The sequence below is a fragment of the Pseudomonas sp. MWU318 genome, from assembly GCF_016756945.1.
GTDB classification, from domain to species: Bacteria; Pseudomonadota; Gammaproteobacteria; order Pseudomonadales; family Pseudomonadaceae; genus Aquipseudomonas; species Aquipseudomonas putida_A.
On sequence record NZ_JAESJL010000001.1, the window covers coordinates 101,988 to 120,540 of the forward strand.

General features: G+C 60.8%; 17 protein-coding genes. 9 read left to right on the forward strand and 8 right to left on the reverse strand.

Going from position 1 to position 18,553, the window contains the following annotated elements; translation table 11 throughout:
• Positions 1-21 precede the first annotated feature (21 nt).
• Complete coding sequence (locus tag JN524_RS00435) at positions 22-1,023, reverse strand: FecR family protein (RefSeq protein ID WP_202368069.1); 1,002 nt, start codon at positions 1,021-1,023, stop codon at positions 22-24.
• A gap of 152 nt (positions 1,024-1,175) precedes the next feature.
• Here JN524_RS00435 and JN524_RS00440 point away from each other — a divergent pair, with 152 nt between their 5' ends.
• The gene (locus tag JN524_RS00440) at positions 1,176-1,445 is read left to right on the forward strand and encodes a PepSY domain-containing protein (RefSeq protein ID WP_202368070.1); all 270 of its coding nucleotides are present in this window, start codon (positions 1,176-1,178) and stop codon (positions 1,443-1,445) included.
• A 53-nt stretch (positions 1,446-1,498) separates the two neighbouring features.
• On the opposite strand, the gene JN524_RS00445 is transcribed toward JN524_RS00440, so the two are convergent.
• Positions 1,499-6,325, reverse strand: coding sequence for a hypothetical protein (locus JN524_RS00445; protein ID WP_442964264.1), 4,827 nt, complete (start codon positions 6,323-6,325; stop codon positions 1,499-1,501).
• 233 nt (positions 6,326-6,558) lie between these two features.
• Here JN524_RS00445 and JN524_RS00450 point away from each other — a divergent pair, with 233 nt between their 5' ends.
• Positions 6,559-7,599, forward strand: coding sequence for an Ldh family oxidoreductase (locus JN524_RS00450; protein ID WP_202368072.1), 1,041 nt, complete (start codon positions 6,559-6,561; stop codon positions 7,597-7,599).
• 65 nt (positions 7,600-7,664) lie between these two features.
• On the opposite strand, the gene JN524_RS00455 is transcribed toward JN524_RS00450, so the two are convergent.
• Positions 7,665-7,982, reverse strand: a complete 318-nt coding sequence (locus JN524_RS00455) for a DUF883 family protein (protein WP_047602264.1) — start codon at positions 7,980-7,982, stop codon at positions 7,665-7,667.
• A 153-nt stretch (positions 7,983-8,135) separates the two neighbouring features.
• Between JN524_RS00455 and JN524_RS00460 the strand changes: the two genes are divergently transcribed.
• Positions 8,136-8,390, forward strand: coding sequence for a hypothetical protein (locus JN524_RS00460; protein WP_003224595.1), 255 nt, complete (start codon positions 8,136-8,138; stop codon positions 8,388-8,390).
• 7 nt (positions 8,391-8,397) lie between these two features.
• Here JN524_RS00460 and JN524_RS00465 read toward each other — a convergent pair whose 3' ends face one another.
• Complete coding sequence (locus tag JN524_RS00465) at positions 8,398-9,312, reverse strand: LysR family transcriptional regulator (protein ID WP_202368073.1); 915 nt, start codon at positions 9,310-9,312, stop codon at positions 8,398-8,400.
• Between the two features lie 84 nt (positions 9,313-9,396).
• Between JN524_RS00465 and JN524_RS00470 the strand changes: the two genes are divergently transcribed.
• Positions 9,397-10,320 carry a carbon-nitrogen hydrolase family protein gene (locus JN524_RS00470; RefSeq protein ID WP_202368074.1) on the forward strand — a complete coding sequence of 308 codons (924 nt, stop codon included), beginning with the start codon at positions 9,397-9,399 and terminating at the stop codon, positions 10,318-10,320.
• A 142-nt stretch (positions 10,321-10,462) separates the two neighbouring features.
• Here JN524_RS00470 and JN524_RS00475 read toward each other — a convergent pair whose 3' ends face one another.
• The 3 genes from JN524_RS00475 to JN524_RS00485 all read right to left on the reverse strand — a co-directional run bounded on the left by JN524_RS00475 (position 10,463) and on the right by JN524_RS00485 (position 13,577).
• Positions 10,463-10,936, reverse strand: a complete 474-nt coding sequence (locus JN524_RS00475) for an LEA type 2 family protein (RefSeq protein WP_086791096.1) — start codon at positions 10,934-10,936, stop codon at positions 10,463-10,465.
• A 65-nt stretch (positions 10,937-11,001) separates the two neighbouring features.
• A complete protein-coding gene (locus JN524_RS00480; protein ID WP_095135642.1) occupies positions 11,002-12,468 on the reverse strand; it encodes a nucleobase:cation symporter-2 family protein in 1,467 nt (488 codons plus the stop codon).
• A gap of 215 nt (positions 12,469-12,683) precedes the next feature.
• The gene (locus JN524_RS00485; RefSeq protein WP_202368075.1) at positions 12,684-13,577 is read right to left on the reverse strand and encodes a LysR family transcriptional regulator; all 894 of its coding nucleotides are present in this window, start codon (positions 13,575-13,577) and stop codon (positions 12,684-12,686) included.
• A 99-nt stretch (positions 13,578-13,676) separates the two neighbouring features.
• Between JN524_RS00485 and JN524_RS00490 the strand changes: the two genes are divergently transcribed.
• The 5 genes from JN524_RS00490 to JN524_RS00510 all read left to right on the forward strand — a co-directional run bounded on the left by JN524_RS00490 (position 13,677) and on the right by JN524_RS00510 (position 18,250).
• Positions 13,677-14,768, forward strand: a complete 1,092-nt coding sequence (locus JN524_RS00490; RefSeq protein ID WP_202368076.1) for a polyamine ABC transporter substrate-binding protein — start codon at positions 13,677-13,679, stop codon at positions 14,766-14,768.
• Positions 14,769-14,784: 16 nt separating this feature from the next.
• Positions 14,785-15,744 (forward strand): agmatinase, encoded by a 960-nt coding sequence (gene speB / locus JN524_RS00495; protein ID WP_202368077.1) that lies wholly within the window; start codon positions 14,785-14,787, stop codon positions 15,742-15,744.
• A 125-nt stretch (positions 15,745-15,869) separates the two neighbouring features.
• Positions 15,870-16,988: a cell division protein ZapE gene (gene zapE / locus JN524_RS00500; protein WP_202368078.1), complete on the forward strand. Its 1,119-nt coding sequence runs from the start codon at positions 15,870-15,872 to the stop codon at positions 16,986-16,988.
• A 17-nt stretch (positions 16,989-17,005) separates the two neighbouring features.
• The gene (locus JN524_RS00505; protein ID WP_202368079.1) at positions 17,006-17,587 is read left to right on the forward strand and encodes a DinB family protein; all 582 of its coding nucleotides are present in this window, start codon (positions 17,006-17,008) and stop codon (positions 17,585-17,587) included.
• A 165-nt stretch (positions 17,588-17,752) separates the two neighbouring features.
• The gene (locus JN524_RS00510) at positions 17,753-18,250 is read left to right on the forward strand and encodes a GNAT family N-acetyltransferase (protein WP_098968408.1); all 498 of its coding nucleotides are present in this window, start codon (positions 17,753-17,755) and stop codon (positions 18,248-18,250) included.
• A gap of 84 nt (positions 18,251-18,334) precedes the next feature.
• Here the strand turns inward: JN524_RS00510 and JN524_RS00515 are convergent, their stop codons facing one another.
• Entirely contained in the window at positions 18,335-18,544 is a 210-nt protein-coding gene (locus JN524_RS00515; protein ID WP_097089648.1) for a hypothetical protein, read from the reverse strand.
• Positions 18,545-18,553: the final 9 nt, after the last annotated feature.

Sequence of the window (18,553 nt, forward strand, 5' to 3'; positions counted from 1 at the left end):
CATGGCCGACGGGAACCGCTTTCAGGTTTTTGGTGGCTGCCGCGGTATCGAGTTGATCACCGGATCACCCTCGGTATTACGGGTCAGGTAGACCGGCAGCACCTTGGGCAGGGTGTTGACGAGACCGCCGAGTTCTTTGATGTTGTAGACGCCGCCGACGCGGATCGCACCGGTGTTGGCGTCGGCCAGTTTCAGTGGTTTGCTCAGGTAGCGATTGATCAGCGGCAAGGCTTCGTTCAGCGCCAGGTTGTCGAGCACCAGTTTGCCGCTGCGCCAGGCCAGGGCGTTGTCGTTGGTGTAGGTCTGGCTGATCTGCGGCATGTAGTCGCCATGTCGGTACTGCGCCTGCATGGCCGGCCCCAGGCGCAGGCCGTCGCCGGGCAGAGCGGCGTTGCTGGTTACCAGCACCGAGCCTTCGATCAGATTGACCCGTACCTGATCTTCGTAGAGCCAGACATTGAAGCGGGTGCCGGTCACGCGGATCTTGCCTTCGCCGGCCCTGACCACGAACGGGTGGGAGAGGTCATGGCTGACTTCGAAAAACGCTTCACCCTTCTTCAGGGTGACCCGCCGCTCGTCCTTGTAATTACTGAAGGTCAACTCGGAATTGAGGTTGAGCTCGACCTGACTGCCATCCTTCAAGGTGACCTGACGGACATTGTCGGTGGCTGCGAAATGCTGGTAGCTGTTGGGGAGCAAGCCCAGGTTCCAGCCGCTGTAGGCCGCCAGTGGCAAGGCCAGCGCGCAGACGCTCGCGGCAATTGCGTAGCGTCGCCAGGCGGGCAGCGGTTTATTCAGCGGCACACTCGGCGGCATCTGCGCACGTGGCAAGTGTTCGGCAACGTCCCAGATTTCCAGCATCGCTTCATATTCGAACGCATGCAGCGGATGTGCATCGCGCCATTGCTCGAAAGCCAGACGCTCCTCGGCGGAGCAGTCTACGGCGTGCAGGCGCATGCACCAGTGCGCGGCGGCATCGGTGATCGCATCGTATTCGGCTTCCGAGAGGGATTCTTGGGTCATTGACTCGTCCTGATTTGCTGCATTCTAACCTTGCGGGCGTTGCGCCGAGAACATCCGTCATGGCTATTGCCCATCAAAGTGGAACTTATTTTTCCGTCAGACGCCCAAAAACAGGACATCCGAGGAACATCATCCACAAATGGAGTGAAAAAATGATCAAAAAAACCTTTGCCGCTGCAATCGCCACCGCTGCTCTGTTCAGTGCCGGTGCCGCCATGGCTGATCGTCCCGGTGCAGGCTGGGTCACCATCGAAAAGGCTATCGAGATCGTGAAAACCAAGGCCGGTTACGTCGAAGTCTATGAAATCGAGGCCGACAATGACGGCTACTGGAAGGGTGAGGGCCGCAAGGCCGACGGTTCGGTCTATGAATTCCGCATCGACGGCGCCTCGGGCAATGTATTGCGTGACCAGAAAGACTGAGTTCACCCAGCGATAAACCATGCGCAGGCCAACCGCCTGCGCATTTTTTTGCCTCAGTTGAGCCCTCCGTGAGGTTGGGTGACCGGATCAAGCTGGCGGCCCATTTCGCAGATCAGAAAGGCGATCGAATCAGCGTTGCGCAATATCGTGTCGATGCGTGGATGCGGGTTGGTCGGGCTGAGAAATGCCGTTCGCGCGTCCTCAAGATTCCTCGTCCCCGTGGTCTTGAGAACTTCCCTGCGCACATGTTCCATGCCCTCAAACTCGTCGATATCGAGCCACTCCTGAAGGTTGTCGCTCCAGCGCGAAAACAGCTCCTCACGGCGCGTGGACAGTGACAGTGCTTCGCGCTGAAATCGGGTCTGTACCTGTTTGCGGGCAGCTCCGTAACCGGTCACGGTAGCAATCAGATCAGCAAACGGGCGCCGCGCTTCCAGGGAGGCAATGTCGACGGTCTTGCTGAACTGATGGGAGAACTCGTGGATCAGCGTCGCTGCCCGTGCATGCCCGTCAACATTGAACGGTTCGGTCAGGCCTGTGTTGTACCAGTCCAGCCCTTGATTGAAGAACTTTTCGGTGAAATGGACTTTCTTGAGTAAATCGCCACCCAGTACAAAGGCGATTACACCCGAGCTGCTGTGTCTGTTCGAGCCGACCACAAAGCGACTGCTGTTCAACAGGTCTTCTGTTGGATCGACCAAGGCATCACAGATCGGCACGATGGCCTGCTTCAGCTTGTCGAGAATGTCGGCATCAATCCGTTGCACGTCAAAAAAAGACTTGAGAAAAGTATCGAGGCGGGTGCCCGGCACATAGTTTCTCAGCTGCGCAAGATTGTGCAGGCTGTTGAACGCGTAATGCCGGGCCAGATCAATTGCCTCGATCAACATGCGGGCTTTTTCCGGATGGCGGGCGCGGATTTCTTCCATGCCTTGCGCTTCGATATTCAGCATGTACCGCGCCTGGCGATGGGTGGCGTAATGGTTGAACATCGTCGACATGGCCTTGCCGAAATGCACGGTATGACGATCCGGGTCCAGCACCAGTTGCCGGGAAGCGGTGTGTTGCAGCACCGGGCCTGGCTGCTCGGCGCCCTTGAGTTGCCAGACGGCTCCCGGCCGCTCCACGGGATAGACTTTGCCGGCGATAGGGGCGTAAGTCGCTTTGGTTGTCAGATCCTGATACGTGCCCTCGGCAGCATCGTGAGTCAGATCCTTCAGGGCGATCGTTGGCGCTTCGAATGTCTGCAGCGAGGTGCGCAGCGGATCGGTCGGCTTTGTTTCTGCAAGGACGGGAGCGCTCAACGTGGTTGGCTGCGGTGCTTGCGGCGCTGCCACGACTTGAGATTCCAGACGTGACTCCAGCGCCAGTCGCCCGAGACTGATCATCTCCGCTGCGCCGGCGACAAAGGTTTGCAGCGCACGTTTCCAGTGGTGATCCTGCAACGCTTCGGCCGAACCCATGAAGTCCTTGAAGCTTTGCCAGAGAAACTGCACATAGGCGAGTTTGCCCGGCAGCAGGCCCCGGATCTGCTGGATGCCGGAACTGAACAGGTGCTTCGCGGCGTCCCAATCCGCCTGCGCCGATGGCAGCGAATGGCTGCTCAGCAAGTGTGGCAACAAGGCCAGATTGTCGTCGAACAACTGCAGCAGCAAGTTGCCGTTGATCGGGGTGGTGGCCAGGGTCATCTCGCTCGTCTGGCCGCTGCTCGCCTTGAACAACGCGCTGAAGATCGAACGTTGACTTTCCGGCAAGCGGCGCAGCAGCAGGTCCTGCAGTGAGCCCGGCGTATTCAGCGCGGCGATCACTGCTGCCTCGTCCTCGAACTCACTGAATGCGTGCTCTCCATGGTAGGGCGCATAAAGCACCTGAGGGCCGGATTTTTCCGCAGGGCCGATCAAGTAGAGCCCCAGCGCCTTGATCGCTGAGGCTCCGGCGGTCTTGATCAGCGCCAACGGCCGGACAATCGCATCGGTCCCTTGCACGGTCGCACGAGCGACGGCATCGGGCATGTCGAGCACCTGTGTAATCAAGTCGAAGGCTTTTGTCGACAAGCGTTGTTGCAGTTGTAACTGATGGGCATGTTGCAGCAGTTGCCAGGGTAGTTGCTGGATGAAACGCAGCTTGCGTTGTTCGGCGTCGACGTCATTCGCGGACAACACCGAGGTGATTTTATTGGCAAATGTTGTCGCAACGTTCAAGGACAACAGCAGGCTCCTGACCGCTTGTTGGTCGAGTCCCGTCGGCAGCGCCCGGTTGGTGCTCGAGCTGAGGGTGAATGCAGTGTCCTGGGCAATATGCGCGTGGTTCAAGGCGAAATCGGTCAGGCTCATCCCAGCCCCGATCGGGCTCAGCGCCGGGGTGACAATGATCTGTTCGGGGTCGAGATCCTGCCTGTGCAAGCGGTTGCTCAGCAGCGTTCGAAGGGTCTGCTGGATGTAATCACGCAAGGTTGGCAGCGCGTGGAGATAATCCTGATCGTCAATGACACTGAGGCACCACTGTTCCAGCAGTTCCAGATGCAACTGCTGCTCTTCAAGCGTGGCCATTCCCAGCCAGGCAGGCAGTGAATGCTGCTTGCCGAGTGCCTGCGCCAGAGCGGTGGCACGTTGCAGATTGGTCTCAACGACTTGCTCACTCAACGTCTTGAGGATCTGATTTTCCCGTGGCTTTGGCCAATGGCGGCCCCGCACCTGTTCACCGCGCTGGAGAAAGTGTTCGATCGCTGATTCGGTGCGATCCTGCAGGACATTGCCGCTGATCAGCTGTAACCGTCCAAGCGTGTAGTGTTGATGGAACCTCTGTTGCAGGGGTGAAAGATTTTCCAGCAGCACCAGGCGTCTTTGCGGATCCAGCAGCCGCTGGTTTAAAACCTGTCTGGCGTGCTCGATCGAGCGGAAGACTTCCAGGCCCAGAGCCGGGGTCCACAAAATCGCGCGTCCGGAGTGCTGCGTATCGAGGCCACCGCGTTCCGTGAGCAGGACGCAGTTGGCCAACGGCAGCACTTCGCTCTCACCGGCGACCTGTAACGTCAATGACCAGGCATCCGGCCGAATCCCGTTGAGTGCCTTGCGGCGGCTGCGATCCGGGTGATCCGGATTGAACACGGTGTCGACCAGGGTTTGCGCATGACGGCTTAGCGTTCCGTCCAGGACTCTCAACCGTGCTTCGCCATTGATGCCGACAGACAGGGCGTGCGCCAGCTTCGCTGCGATACCTTGCAGGTAGGTACGCTGCAGCGCTGTGACGGTCAACGGCTGGGCGGCGAAGTCTGCGGCGATGGTTGGCATGATGCTGGCGAACTTGCGCACTTCGGCTGCGGCGGTGTCCGCCAGCACCCTTGAAGGCAATGGGTTGCCGGTGAGCATCGGCCGGGTGCTCCAGCGCCCGCGAGCATCCAGGGTGACAAGGCGCTCGTGGAGCATCGAGCGGATGTCCAGGGCCTTATCGAACAGTGCGCGGATATCCACGACGCCGTCGCTGTGCCGGTACAACTGCAAGGCATAGTCGATGTTCTGTCGTTGCTTGGTGATGATCAATTCGAGCAGTACGCTGAACACGTCTCCGGCGATCGATTTGCCGGAAACCTGCGGCCGGTCGAAACCGAGGAAGCGCTGGCGCTCGTCGAGACTCAGCAGACCATAGAGTTCGTCTTCGTGCCCGGGGCTGGCGAACTTGCCGAGCAGCATGGATTTGAGATCTGCGTAGTCCTTGAGCACTTGCAAACCGTGCGTCGGGGTATACAGGCAGCTGTCGGAGTGGCTGATCATCAGCGCACCGGCCAGTTCCACGAAGTTTGCCTGGTGCTCCCATAAACGCACGGTTTCCACGGCCGCGCGAGGTGCCAGACTTTCACTGAAACCCAGCGACGTCAGCAGGCTGTCGAATTGGCGCTGATCGATGATGCCAGCCTCGCGTTTGAGCAAAAAGTCCGCCAGCGCCTGCTGCCGAATGATCTGCGCCAATACGTCGCGCCGCGAGGCCCCGTTAGCACTGGGCCCATTCCAGTAGCGCTCCATTTGCTGGTACAGCAACACCAGCAGTTTGCCTGAAGCCGTGGTGATGGCTGTTTCCCAGTGTTGCTGATCACTGGCCAGGAATGTCCGACTCGGGTGCGAAAACTCATGGGTCTGGCCAACCGGCCATCCGGAGTGGCGATAGTGCAACAGCAGCGCATCGCCAAGCGACAGCGCTTCAAGCCCGCGCCGTGAAGCAAGGGCGGTCGATGCCGGGCCGGTGGCAGTCGTGGTCGCGTACAGGTTCACGCGCGTGCGTGTCTGGTCGACGTCGTGCATCGTTGGCGTCAGCAGTGCGTCGACTATGGTCTGGAGCAGACTGCCAAGCTCGGGCAGTTGCATCAGCTCATCGAGCATCGCCTGTGCATTAAGCTGCTGGCAGTGCTCGATGGCGGCGCGTTGATCCTCGAAGATATCGCCCTCGACAAGCTGGTAGGTCACGCTGATGCCGTGCTGTTCTGCCAGTCGTTTGCGTTGGGAAAAGGCGAGGAACGCCAGCAGCCGGTCATCCTCGCTGGCGCTGTTCAGATGCTGTTCCAGATGCGCGGTCAGGGCGCTGAGGCTGGCATGTTTTTTTAGCCCGGCGAAAGGTGTGTACAACAGGATCCCGTGATCATCCGGGGTGGCACTGAGTATGAAACTGCCGGCCAGAGGCACCGCTGGCGCACCATTGGTATTGAGCAGGATGCGCTGGGCAAGCATGGGCGGGGTCTGCTGACTGCGCAGTGCGTGGGTCGCCAGTTGCACGTGACTCAACCATTGGAAGTCCGCGCTGGACAAGTGATGGAGATTGCCGAGTTCGCGCCACGATCCGGGGGAGTTGAGGATGGGCTGGAACAGCAGGGGAGGAATGGGAGCAGGCATCATCGGGTCTCGTTCAGGGCACCGTCCGGTGCACCGGTAAATTGAGACACGAGACTAAAGACCGGATCGATAACAGAGGTGGTACATAGTTACCGCACCAGCGGCAGCGCAATGTGCTAGCCGCGACAAGCCGGCACCACAACGGTTGACAGCACCCGTACCGGGCGTGGTTAATCGCTGGGCAAGCTGTTCGTACGCTGTTGTTCCCTCCAATAATTAGTCTGGAGCTTCAGATGTCTGCGCCACACGATTCCGTGTCTTCCCCCGTTGCGTCCACACTCTCGCTCGAAGCGCTGACGCAATTGCTTGAAAAAATTTTCCTGCGCCACGGTACGTCGGCGTCCGTCGCCCGCACTCTGGCTGCCAATTGCGCCGGTGCCGAACGTGACGGTGCGCACAGTCATGGCGTGTTCCGTATCCCCGGATATGTTTCGACCCTCAATAGCGGTTGGGTCAATGGACAGGCTGTGCCGCAAGTCGAGGACGTAGCCTCGGGTTTCGTGCGAGTCGATGCCGACAACGGTTTCGCCCAGCCCGCGCTGGCCGCAGCCCGCTCGTTGCTGGTGGAAAAGGCGCGCAACGCCGGGATCGCGGTGTTGGCGATTCGCAATTCCCATCATTTTGCGGCGCTGTGGCCGGACGTCGAGCCGTTTGCCGAAGAAGGGCTGGTGGCGCTCAGCGTGGTCAACAGCATGACCTGCGTGGTGCCGCATGGCGCCGATCGGCCGCTGTTCGGCACCAACCCGATTGCCTTTGCCGCGCCGCGGGCCGGTGGTGCGCCGATTGTCTTCGATCTGGCGACCAGCGCCATTGCTCACGGTGATGTGCAGATCGCGGCGCGCAAGGGCGAACGTCTGCCCGCCGGAATGGGCGTGGATGGTCTTGGGCAGGCGACGCAGGATCCGAAAGCCATTCTTGAAGGCGGCGCACTGCTGCCGTTTGGTGGGCATAAGGGGTCGGCGCTGTCGATGATGGTCGAGCTGCTGGCGGCGGCGTTGACCGGGGGCAATTTCTCCTTCGAGTTCGACTGGGCGAACCATCCCGGGGCCAAGACCCCGTGGACCGGACAACTGCTGATCGTCATCGACCCGAGCAAGTCCGCCGGGCAGAGCTTTGCCGAGCGCAGCGAAGAACTGGTGCGGCAGATGCATGGGGTGGGGTTGAAGCGCTTGCCGGGTGATCGTCGGCATTTGCAGCGCGCGCGGTCGCTGGCCGAGGGGATTGTGCTGGAGGAGCAGACGCTGGCGCAGTTGCGCGAATTGGCCGGGGAATAATTGTCAGATAACCCATGTGGCGAGGGAGCAAGCTCCCTCGCCACAGGTTTTTTGTCAGACGTCGATCAACGACGACCGAGCAGCAAACCCACCACCAGACCGAAACCGGCGGAAATCGCTACGGTCTGCCATGGATGGCCGCCAATGTAGCTCTCGGTGGCCTCGACCGCCGGTTTGGTGCGGTCGCGCACGCTCGATACGGAATCCAGCGCCTGTTGCAGTTTCAGGGCGATTTGTCCGCGCAGGGTCTCGGCTTCTTCGCCCACCAGTGAGGCGCTGCTCTTGAGCAGTTTGTCGGACTCTTCGATCAAAGCCTGAAGTTCGCTGAAGGCTTGATCCTTGATTTGGTCTTCGACGGCTTGCACGCGGGATTTGCGGGCCATTGGGTGACTCCTTGCAGATGGATGAACAGTGATCAATGGAGTGTGGCGCTGACTGAAAAGTTGCACTGATTTTAGGTGCGAAAGAAAAACCTGCGCGGGAGATTTCCCTCGAGCGTGTAAGATGTCGCCATTTTACGCAGCAGGTATTTCCCCATGAGTTTCAATCTGGCCGACAAATCCCTCGCCGAGCGCGCTGCGCTGGAAGACGAGAAATCCCGTCTGTTCGAACTCTGGCAGAACAATCTGGGCAAAGCCAAAGGCGAAGCCGCGCGGTTGTTCGGCGAACGCTCCAAGCGCAAGGGCAAATGGGCCGAGTGGGTGCGCGCCGAGCTGGATGGCATGTCCCCGCCGGAATTCGCCAACATGGTGCGCAGTGAGGTCAATCGACTGATGGCGGCCAACAAGTAACAGCGCCTCAGTCGATGTTGAAACACTCGACAATCGCCTCACGGACCTTGATCACCACCGGGTCGATCTGCGTGCTGGTGCGCCAGCCCAGTTCGATCGGGTAGCGCGGCAACGCCAGCGGGCAGGGCAGCAGCACCAGCCCGCTGAGCTCGGCAATGGCCTGAGCGGCATGGCGGGGGATGGTTGCCACCGCGCCGCTGCCCTTGAGCAGATGCGGCAGCGCCGCAAAGTGCGTGGTCGAGGCGCAGACCCGCCGGCTCAGGCCCAGCGCCGCCAGGCCTTCGTCGGTGATGCCGATAAAGCCGCCCGAGGACACCAGAATGTGCTCGCGGGCGACGAACTCCGGCAAATCGATGTTCTGTTGGCCGGGCGCCAGACTGCCCGGATCGACCAGACACGCATAATCCCCTTCACCCAACACCTGACGACTGAGCAGACGCTCGGCGAACCCTCCTGCAGTGATCGCCAGGTCGATGCTGCGCTCCATCAGGGCGCGGGCGACGATCTGGCTGTGAGTCTGGCGGAAGATCAGGCGTAATTTCGGCGCACGGCGGGCAATATCTTCGATCAGGCGCCGGCCATAGGCGATTTCGAAATCATCCGACAGGCCGACGGTGACTGATCGGCCGTCATAGTGGTGGGCCGCCGGATCGACCATCGCCAGGCTCTGCCGACATTTGTTCAGCGCCTCGCTGACCACCGGTTTCAGTTGATTGGCCTTGAGCGTCGGCGCCAAGCCACGGCCGGTGCGCACGAACAGTTGATCGCCATACACCTCGCGTAACCGGCGCAACGCCGCGCTGACCGCCGATTGCGTCACGCCCAGACGCAGCGCCGCACGGCTGGCGCTGGACTCCTCATGCAAGGCTTCGAAGACTTTCAGCAGATTGAGGTCGACGGTTGCGATATTCATTTGGCTCATATCATTCAGCAGTGAATCGGTGTTTATTCATGATCCCGCGCCGCCGCAGAATCGGCAACACTTGAACCCGATGGAGTGACCGCAATGCCCAAATCAATCGTCGCCGCCCTGCAGATCGGCGCCTTGCCCGGTGGCAAGGGTGAAACCCTGGAACAGATCCTGAGCTGGGAAGGCGCGATCAGCGAGTCCGGTGCGGCACTGGTGGTGATGCCTGAAGCGCTGCTCGGTGGCTATCCGAAAGGTGAGGGCTTCGGCACGCAGTTGGGCTATCGCTTGCCCGAGGGGCGTGAGGCCTACGCCCGCTACTTCGCCAACGCCATTGACGTGCCAGGGGCAGAAACCGAGGCACTGGCCGGTTTGTCGGCGCGCACCGGGGCCAACCTGGTGATCGGCGTGATCGAGCGTGCCGGCAGCACGTTGTATTGCACGGCGCTGTATTTCGATTCGCAGGCGGGGCTGGTGGCCAAGCATCGCAAACTGATGCCGACCGGCACCGAACGGCTGATCTGGGGCAAGGGTGATGGCTCGACGCTGCCGGTGCTCGACACCCAGGTCGGCAAACTTGGCGCGGTGGTGTGCTGGGAAAACATGATGCCGCTGCTGCGCACGGCGATGTACGCCAAGGGCATTGAAGTCTGGTGCGCGCCGACCGTGGACGAGCGCGAGATGTGGCAGGTCAGCATGCGCCACATCGCCCATGAGGGCCGCTGCTTTGTGGTCAGCGCCTGTCAGGTGCAGGCTTCGCCGAACGAGCTGGGCGTGGAGATTGCCAACTGGCCGGCGGATCGGCCGCTGATTGCCGGCGGCAGTGTGATTGTCGGGCCGATGGGCGATGTGCTGGCCGGGCCGTTGCGCGGGGAGGCCGGATTGCTGACGGCTGAGGTCGATACTGATGAGCTGGTGCGGGCGCGGTACGACTATGACGTGGTCGGCCACTATGCGCGGCCGGATGTGTTTGAGCTGAGTGTCGATGAGAGGGCCAAACCCGGCGTACGCTTCACCGCATAACTACGGGACTGATTGAAAAACCCGTGGGAGCTGGCTTGCCAGCGATGGCGGACTGTCAGCAACGACGATGTTGGCTGATGCGGCCCCATCGCTGGCAATCCAGCTCCCACAGGTATTTGTGAGCGGTTTCAAAATTGTGTATTTACCACGTCGCAGCAGTGGCCTTCGGCAAACTCAGCTTGCCACTGTCGACAAATCGCATGGTGCCGAACACCCCGCCCGCGAGTTTGCCGCGCAGCACGTAGGGCAGGTTGTCGAGGGTTTGTGTCTGGCTCAGGCCGAGGGTCTGGCGCAGTACCGAGAACGCGGAAACGCTGACCGGCACGCTGACCACGGTTTCCGAGAAGCGCGGGATCGAGCCGGTCTGATCACTGACGCCCGAGGCCAAGGGACGGCCATTGACCTCCAGATCCAGGGCAATGCCGTTGTAATCGATGGCCGTCTCATTGGGGTTCTGCACCCGCAGCTTGATCGCGAAGCGCACTTCCAGATCCTGGCTCGGCAACGGTTCGAGGCCGACCACGTTGATGTTCACCGGATCGCGGTTGGGAAACAGCGCGCAGGCGCTCAGGGACAACAGCAGCAGGGACAGGATGACGGCGTGGACGCGGCGCATAAACAGTCTCTCAACGAAAAAGGGCTGAACCGTTGCCGGCTCAGCCCTTTTTTCATGGCGCAGCGTCAGCGGTTCAACTGTGCGACCGCCGCGGCCGTTGCAGGTTCAGCTTTGGCCGGCAGATCGGGGTTTTCCATGACCTGCAGAATCGACGCTTCCGGATCGAAATCGTCTTCTTCCAGCTCAATGAATTCTTCCGGCAGGAAGATATTCAGCACGATAGCGCACAACGCACCGACGGTGATCGGCGATTCGAAGATGTTACGCAGCGCTTGCGGCAACTCGCGCAGCACTTCCGGCACGGCGGCGATGCCCAGGCCCATGCCCACCGAGATTGCCACGATCAGCATGTTGCGCCGATGCAGGCCGGCCTCGGCGAGGATCTTGATCCCGGCCACGGCCACGGTGCCGAACATCACCAGTTCAGCGCCGCCGAGCACCGGTTTGGGCATCAGTTGCAGCACCGCGCCGATCATCGGGAACAGCCCCAGCAGCACCAGCAGGCCGGCGATGAAGAACGCCACGTAGCGGCTGGCCACGCCAGTCAACTGGATCACGCCGTTGTTCTGCGCGAACGTGACCATCGGCATGCTGTTGAACACGGCCGCCATCGCCGAGTTGAGGCCATCGGCGAGCAGACCGGATTTGATTCGGCGGATGTACAGCGGCCCCTTGACCGGTTGCCGCGAGATCATCGAGTTGGCGGTCAGGTCACCGGCTGCTTCCAGCGGCGAAACCAGGAAGATCACCGCCACCGGCACGAACGCCACCCAGTCGAAATTGAAGCCGTACTTGAACGGCACCGGCACGCTGACCAGCGGCACTTCGGGCATCGAGGCGAAATCCACCGTGCCCATCAGCCAAGCGACCACGTAGCCGAGGGTCAGGCCGATGACGATCGCGCCCAGGCGCAGAAACGGCACGTCGACGCGGTTCAGCACAACGATAGTGCCGATCACCAGTGCGGCCAGAAACACATGGCTGGCGGCGCCCAGATCGGGCGCGCCGAAGCCGCCGGCAATGTCGGTCATCGCCACTTTGATCAGCGACAGGCCCATCAGGGTGATGATGGTACCGGTGACCACCGGGGTGATCAGCATCCGCAGTTTGCCGATGAACTGGCTCAGCACCACTTCGATGAACGCGGCGAAAAAGCACACGCCGAAAATCGTCGAGAGGATTTCATCGGTACCGCCGCCCCGGGCCTTGACCATGAACCCGGCGCTGAGAATCACGCTGATAAAGGAAAAACTGGTGCCTTGCAGGCACAACAACCCGGAACCGACCGGGCCGAAACGCTTGGCTTGAACGAACGTGCCGAGGCCCGAAACGAACAGCGCCATGCTGATCAGATATGGAATTTCACTTTGCAGGCCCAGGGCGCCGCCCATGATCAGGGTCGGGGTGATGATGCCGACGAAGCTCGCCAGCACGTGTTGCAGCGCGGCGAAGACGGTGGCGGTGAGGTGCGGACGGTCGTTGAGGCCGTAGAGCAGATCGTTGTTGCGCGGGACTTTTTCAGAGGCGGTCATGGTGTTTTGCGCGCCGCGAGGCGGGGCCGGGTCAGAAAATGGAGGCGCAGGATGCCGGAAGAGGACGGCGAGGGCAACGAGCAAAAATTGCCTGAAAGGTCAGGTTTTATTGGGTTTGAAAAGGATTTCCCCTTAAATCAAAAGATCGCAGCCTGCGGCAGCTCCTACATTTTGCATTCCTGTAGGAGCTGCCGCAGGCTGCGATCTTTTGATCTTTAAACAAAGGCTGCGAGCAAATCCTCTTCAAACGCCTTCTGCGCATCCCCCGGCACCTGAGCACGATGCCGGGCCAGATGAAATGCCACTTCGAAACTCAACTCCCCAGGCCGCAACGCGCGCAGCAAGCCCTTGTCCTCCCAGACCCGCGCGTAGTGATCGGGCAGATAGTCGACATGCTTGCCGGAAAGGATGAAGGCGAGGGTGCCCTCGACCTGTTCCGAACGCGCGGAAAAGCGCTTGTCCGGAAACGGCTCGCCCGTGCGCATGAACCGGTACGGATGATCCACCCGGTCGCAGGCCTGCAATGCCGCATCATCCGGCGCATCGACGCTGAACAGTGGATGCCCCTGTGCGCAATACAAATGCTGGGTTTCCCTGAACAGCTCGCGGTAATCGAAAGCGCTCTGCACCTGGGAGAAATAACCGATGGCCAGATCCAGCCGCTGTTGCAGCAACAGACGCTCCATTTCACCGGGCATCGCGCTGATCAACTCGATGCGCACCGACTCATCGCGCTCGCGAAAGCGCCGGATCGCCGCCGCCACCCGCAGCAGCACCGACTGATCAACCGCCTCGGACAGGCCCAGCCGCACCTCACCGATCAGCCGTCCAGCGACGCCGTTGGATTGATGACGGAAAGTCTCGATGGACTGGAACAGGGCGCGAATCGCGATCAGCAATTGCTCACCCTTGGGCGTGACGCTGAAACCGCCCTTGCCCCGGCTGCACAGGCGATAGCCGAGGCGGGTTTCCAGTTTGGCCATTTGCTGACTGATGCTCGACTGACTCAGGCCCAACTCACCTTGCGCCGCGCTGAAGCCGCCACATTCCACGACCCGCACAAACAGGCGCAGCAACTGCAAATCGACGTCGTGAAGCTGACCGAGCATTACATTACTCCGGGATAAAGTCAGGTTAACAAACTTGATATTTCTGCAATGTATCCGACGGCGCATCCTGCCACCACTTCCTCCGGTCAGGTGTTCGTCATGGCTCCCGTTTTCAAGCTGTGTTTTCCCGCGCTGTTGTTGTCCGTAGTCATCCAGGCACAGGCCGAGGACAAGACCCTCAATCTTTACAGCTGGGCCGATTACGTGCCGGCGCAGACGCTGCAACGTTTCGAACAGGAGACCGGCATTCATGTGCGCTACGACACCTTCGATACTTCCGAGGTGCTGGAAACCAAACTGCTGACCGGCGGCAGCGGTTATGACGTGGTGGTGCCGTCGTCCAGCGTGCTGGCCCGGGGGTTGGCAGCGGGCGCGTTGAAGGAAATTCCGCATCAAGGCCTCAAGGGCTACGCCAACCTTGATCCCGATCTGCTGGAAAAACTCGCCGCCGTCGATCCCGGCAATCGCTACGCCGTGCCTTATACCTGGGGCACACTCGGGTTGGGGCTGAACATCGAGGCGGTGAAAAAGCGCTTGCCGGACGTGCCGCTGAACAGCCTCGATCTGCTGTTCAAACCCGAGTACGCCAGCAAGCTCAAGGACTGCGGGATTGCCGTGCTCGACTCGCCGCAGGAAGTCATCGGTCTGGCGTTGCACTACCTCGGCAAAGATCCCTACAGCACCGACAAGCATGATCTGGCCGCCGCCGAAACCTTGTTGCAGAAACTCCAGCCGTCGGTGTTGTACGTCGCCACCGGCCGACAGATCAACGATCTGGCCAATGGCAGTGTCTGTCTGGCGCTGACCTACAACGGCGACGTGAGCATGGCTGCCGATCAGGCGCACAAGGCCAACAAACCCTATGAAGTCGCGTACCGGATTCCGCACGAAGGTACGTTGATCTGGCAGGACAATCTGGCCATTCCCAAGGACGCGCCAAACCCGCAAGCGGCGCGGGCGTTTATCGAATTCATGCTGCGCCCCGAGTCGGTGGCCGAGCTGACCAATACGCTGTTTTTCGCCACCGCCAACCAGGCCGCGACGCCGCTGGTGGATGAGGCGGTGCGCAACGATCCGGACATCTATCCGCCCGCCGAAATGCGCGAACGCCTGTACGCCGACCGCAGCATGAGCCTCAAGGACATGCGTCAGCGCACGCGTCTGTGGACCACTTTCCGTAGCCATCAATAACAAAAGGAGCACACCGATGGACGTGCCGATGCTCAACGACCAAGCCATGACCCGCGACAGCCTGTACGGCACGAGTGCGGAAAGCACCTACGCCGGGATCACCAGTTTCATGCGTCGCCGGTACAGCCGTGATTTGCGCGGCGTCGACGTGGCAGTCAGCGGGGTGCCGTTCGACACCGCCACCAGCAACCGTCCGGGCGCACGCTTCGGGCCACGGGGGATTCGCGCCGCGTCCACCGGGATCGCCTGGGAACGGCACTGGCCGTGGACGTTCGACCCATTCGATCATCTGGCGGTGATCGACTACGGCGATTGCGACTTCGATTACGGGTCGCCGCACACCATTCCGGAAAGCATCGAGGCCCACGCCGAGCGCATTCTTGATGCCGGCAGCGCGATGCTGACGTTTGGCGGCGACCATTTCATCACTTATCCGTTGCTCAAGGCCCATGCACGTAAGCACGGCGCGCTGTCACTCATCCACTTCGATGCGCACAGCGACACCTGGCCGGACGAGGGCGGCAAACGCGTCGATCACGGCACCATGTTCTGGCACGCGGCCAGGGAAGGGCTGGTAGATCCGGCGCGTTCGGTGCAGATCGGTTTGCGCACCACCAATGACGATCATCAGGGCTTTGCCGTGCTCGACGCCCGTCAGGTGCATCGGCGTGGCTGCGAGGCGATTGTCGAGGCGATTCGCGCGCGGGTCGGCGATCACCCGGTGTACCTGACGTTTGATATCGATTGCCTGGATCCGGCCTTTGCCCCGGGCACCGGCACTCCGGTGTGTGGCGGGTTGAGCACGCTGCAGGCGCTGGAAATCCTCGGCGGGTTGCGCGGAATCAATCTGGTGGGCATGGACGTGGTGGAAGTGGCGCCGGCCTATGACCATGCGGACGTGACGTCGCTGGCAGCGGCCACCCTGGCAATGGAAATGCTCTGCCTCTACGCCGCTCGACACAAGGTCGACCGCTGACACCCACAACCCCATGTAGGAGCTGCCGCAGGCTGCGATCTTTTGATCTTGATCTTAAAAACAAAATCAAAAGATCGCAGCCTCGTTGCACTCGACAGCTCCTACAGGGATATATACTGCCGCGCATGACTTTCGACTCTCCTTTAAGCGCCTGGCAACACGCGATCGAGCACAAGGGTTTCATCCAGGATGAAGCCCAGGAGCATGCGGTCTGGGCCTTGCAAAAATGCCATGAAGCCTTGCACACCGGTGCCCGTTCGGTCACTGGCGTGTACTTGTGGGGGCCGGTCGGGCGCGGCAAGACCTGGTTGATGGATCAGTTCTATCAGAGCCTGCGGGTGCCGGCGCTACGGCAGCACTTTCATCATTTCATGGGCTGGGTGCACCAGCGCTCGTTCCAGCTTACCGGCATCGCCGACCCGTTGCGGGAGCTGGCCAAGGAGCTGGCGGCGGAAGTGCGGGTGCTGTGTTTCGACGAACTGTTCGTCAATGACATCGGCGATGCGATCATCCTCGGTCGGCTGTTTCAGGTGATGTTCGACGAAGGCGTGGTGGTGGTCTGCACCTCTAACCTGCCGCCGGATGAGCTGTACGCCGACGGCTTCAACCGTGATCGGTTTGTCCCGGCGATTGCCGCGATCAAGGCGCACATGCAGTTGGTGGCGGTGAACGGCGCCGAGGATCATCGTCTGCATCCGGGCGCGGGCCTGCAGCGTTATTTCGTCGTGGCGCCGGGGCAGGACAGTGCGTTGCAGCCGATGTTCCAGGCACTGAATGCCGGGCAGCCCGCCAGCGCCGAGCCGGTGCCCGTCGGACATCGCCTATTGAACGTGGTGCAGGCCAGCGAATCGGTGCTCTGGTGCCGTTACGCCGATCTCTGCGAGCAACCGTTTGCCGCCATGGACTTCATCGCACTGTGCGACAGCTATCGGTCTATTCTGTTGAGCGACGTGCCGAACCTCAGTGCGCGGAAACGCGAAGGGCGCATCGCTCGCGGCACAGAGGACGGCTCGGCGCAGGTGGTGGCCGGTGACCGTGAGTTGCCGCAATTGTCGGTACACGACGACGGTGTACGCCGTTTCATTGCCTTGGTCGATGAGTGTTACGACCGTAAGGTGCCGCTGTACATTGAGGCTCAGGTGCCGATGGACGCGCTGTACACCGAGGGTTATCTGGAATTCCCGTTCCGGCGTACCCTCAGCCGTTTGCAGGAGATGCAACTGCAGCGTTTTGCCGAATCCTGAGCGCAGAGGGCGCGAGCATGAGTCAACCGTTGTCGCATCATTTACTGACCATGGCTTACCAGAACGCGTGGGCCAATCATCGCCTGGGCAAAGCGTGGACTCAGCTCGATGCCACTGAGCTGGCGGCGCCGCGAACGAGCTTCTTTCCGAGTATCCGCCTCACCCTCAATCACATCCTCACCTGCGACTGGTTCTACGTCGACGCTCTGGAGCGTGAGTTGCGCGGTGATGAACCGCATCCTGATTGCTATGTGTTTTTCAACCATGACGAGCCGTTTACCGAGGCCGCAGCGCTGCGTGAAGAGCAGGCACACGTGGACCGCCGCTTGATCGCTTATTGCGAACAACTGCGCGATGCCGATCTGGGGCGGATCGTCACCATCGCCCGTGAAACGCCGCAGCATGACAGTCGCTTGCGTATGCTGTCGCACCTGTTCGAGCATCAGATCCATCATCGTGGGCAGGTGCACGCGATGCTCAGCGCGACCTCGGTGAAACCGCCGCAGCTGGATGAGTTTTTCTGCGCCGGCGAGAGCGGGTTGCGTGCTCAGGATTTTGCCGAGTTGGGGTGGACGGAGGAGTTGATTTGGGGGCGTTGATGTTTGAAAAGTCAAAAGATCGCAGCCTGCGGCAGCTCCTACATTGATTTGTTATGGGATCAATAATTGAGTTTCTCGGGTTGTGGCCCGCAACATCCTCGCGGTAAGGTCGAACAGCCTTTCAGGTGCGCACTTTGCACGCCGGGGCCATGATCGGGGATGGAAATGGATTCCGCAGAAATTCTTGTGCTGCAAGCCAGTTACACCAATCCACTGCACGCCGAAGCCATCGGCATCGTGCTCAATCATTACGCAGAAGATCCCATGGGTGGCGGCCATTCGCTTGACCCGGAACTGCTGCGTCGCGTGCCGGAAGAACTTGCGCGCAGGCCTCACGCGTTCAGCGTGCTGGCGTTCGTCGGTGGCGAGCCGGCAGGCCTGGTGAACTGCTTTGAAGGTTTCTCGACGTTCGCCTGCAAGCCGCTGGTCAATGTCCATGACGTGGCGGTCGTGAGCAAATTTCGCGGCCTCGGCTTGAGTCAGAAAATGCTGCGCAAGGTCGAGGAAATCTGCCGTCAGCGCGGCTGCTGCAAAATCACCCTGGAAGTGCTCGAAGGCAACGAGGTGGCACAGAATTCCTACCGCAAATTCGGCTTCGCCCCCGGCATGTTCGACCCGGAGCATGGCCGCATGCTGTTCTGGATCAAGGATCTGCAGGCATAAAAAAAGGCGCCCCAAACAGGGCGCCCAACTGTCATCTCCGAGGCCAGAGCGGAGCCATCGGAGGTCCATCGGTTGCTCGGTGAATCAGTCGCGATAAGACTCGGTGACTTGCGCGGTCTGATCGTTCGGAACCTTCAGTTCCGCTGCTTTGCTATCGGTCGGCTGTTCGCTTGGCGCGTGGTGGACCGGGAAGTTGTCGTAGTAATGCCGCATGCGTTCGGCGCCGCCCTCGGCAAAGGCGCTGGCGGAACCGAGGGCGAGTAGCCCGGCAAGAATGGCGGTGGTGGTTTTCATGGTGCCTCC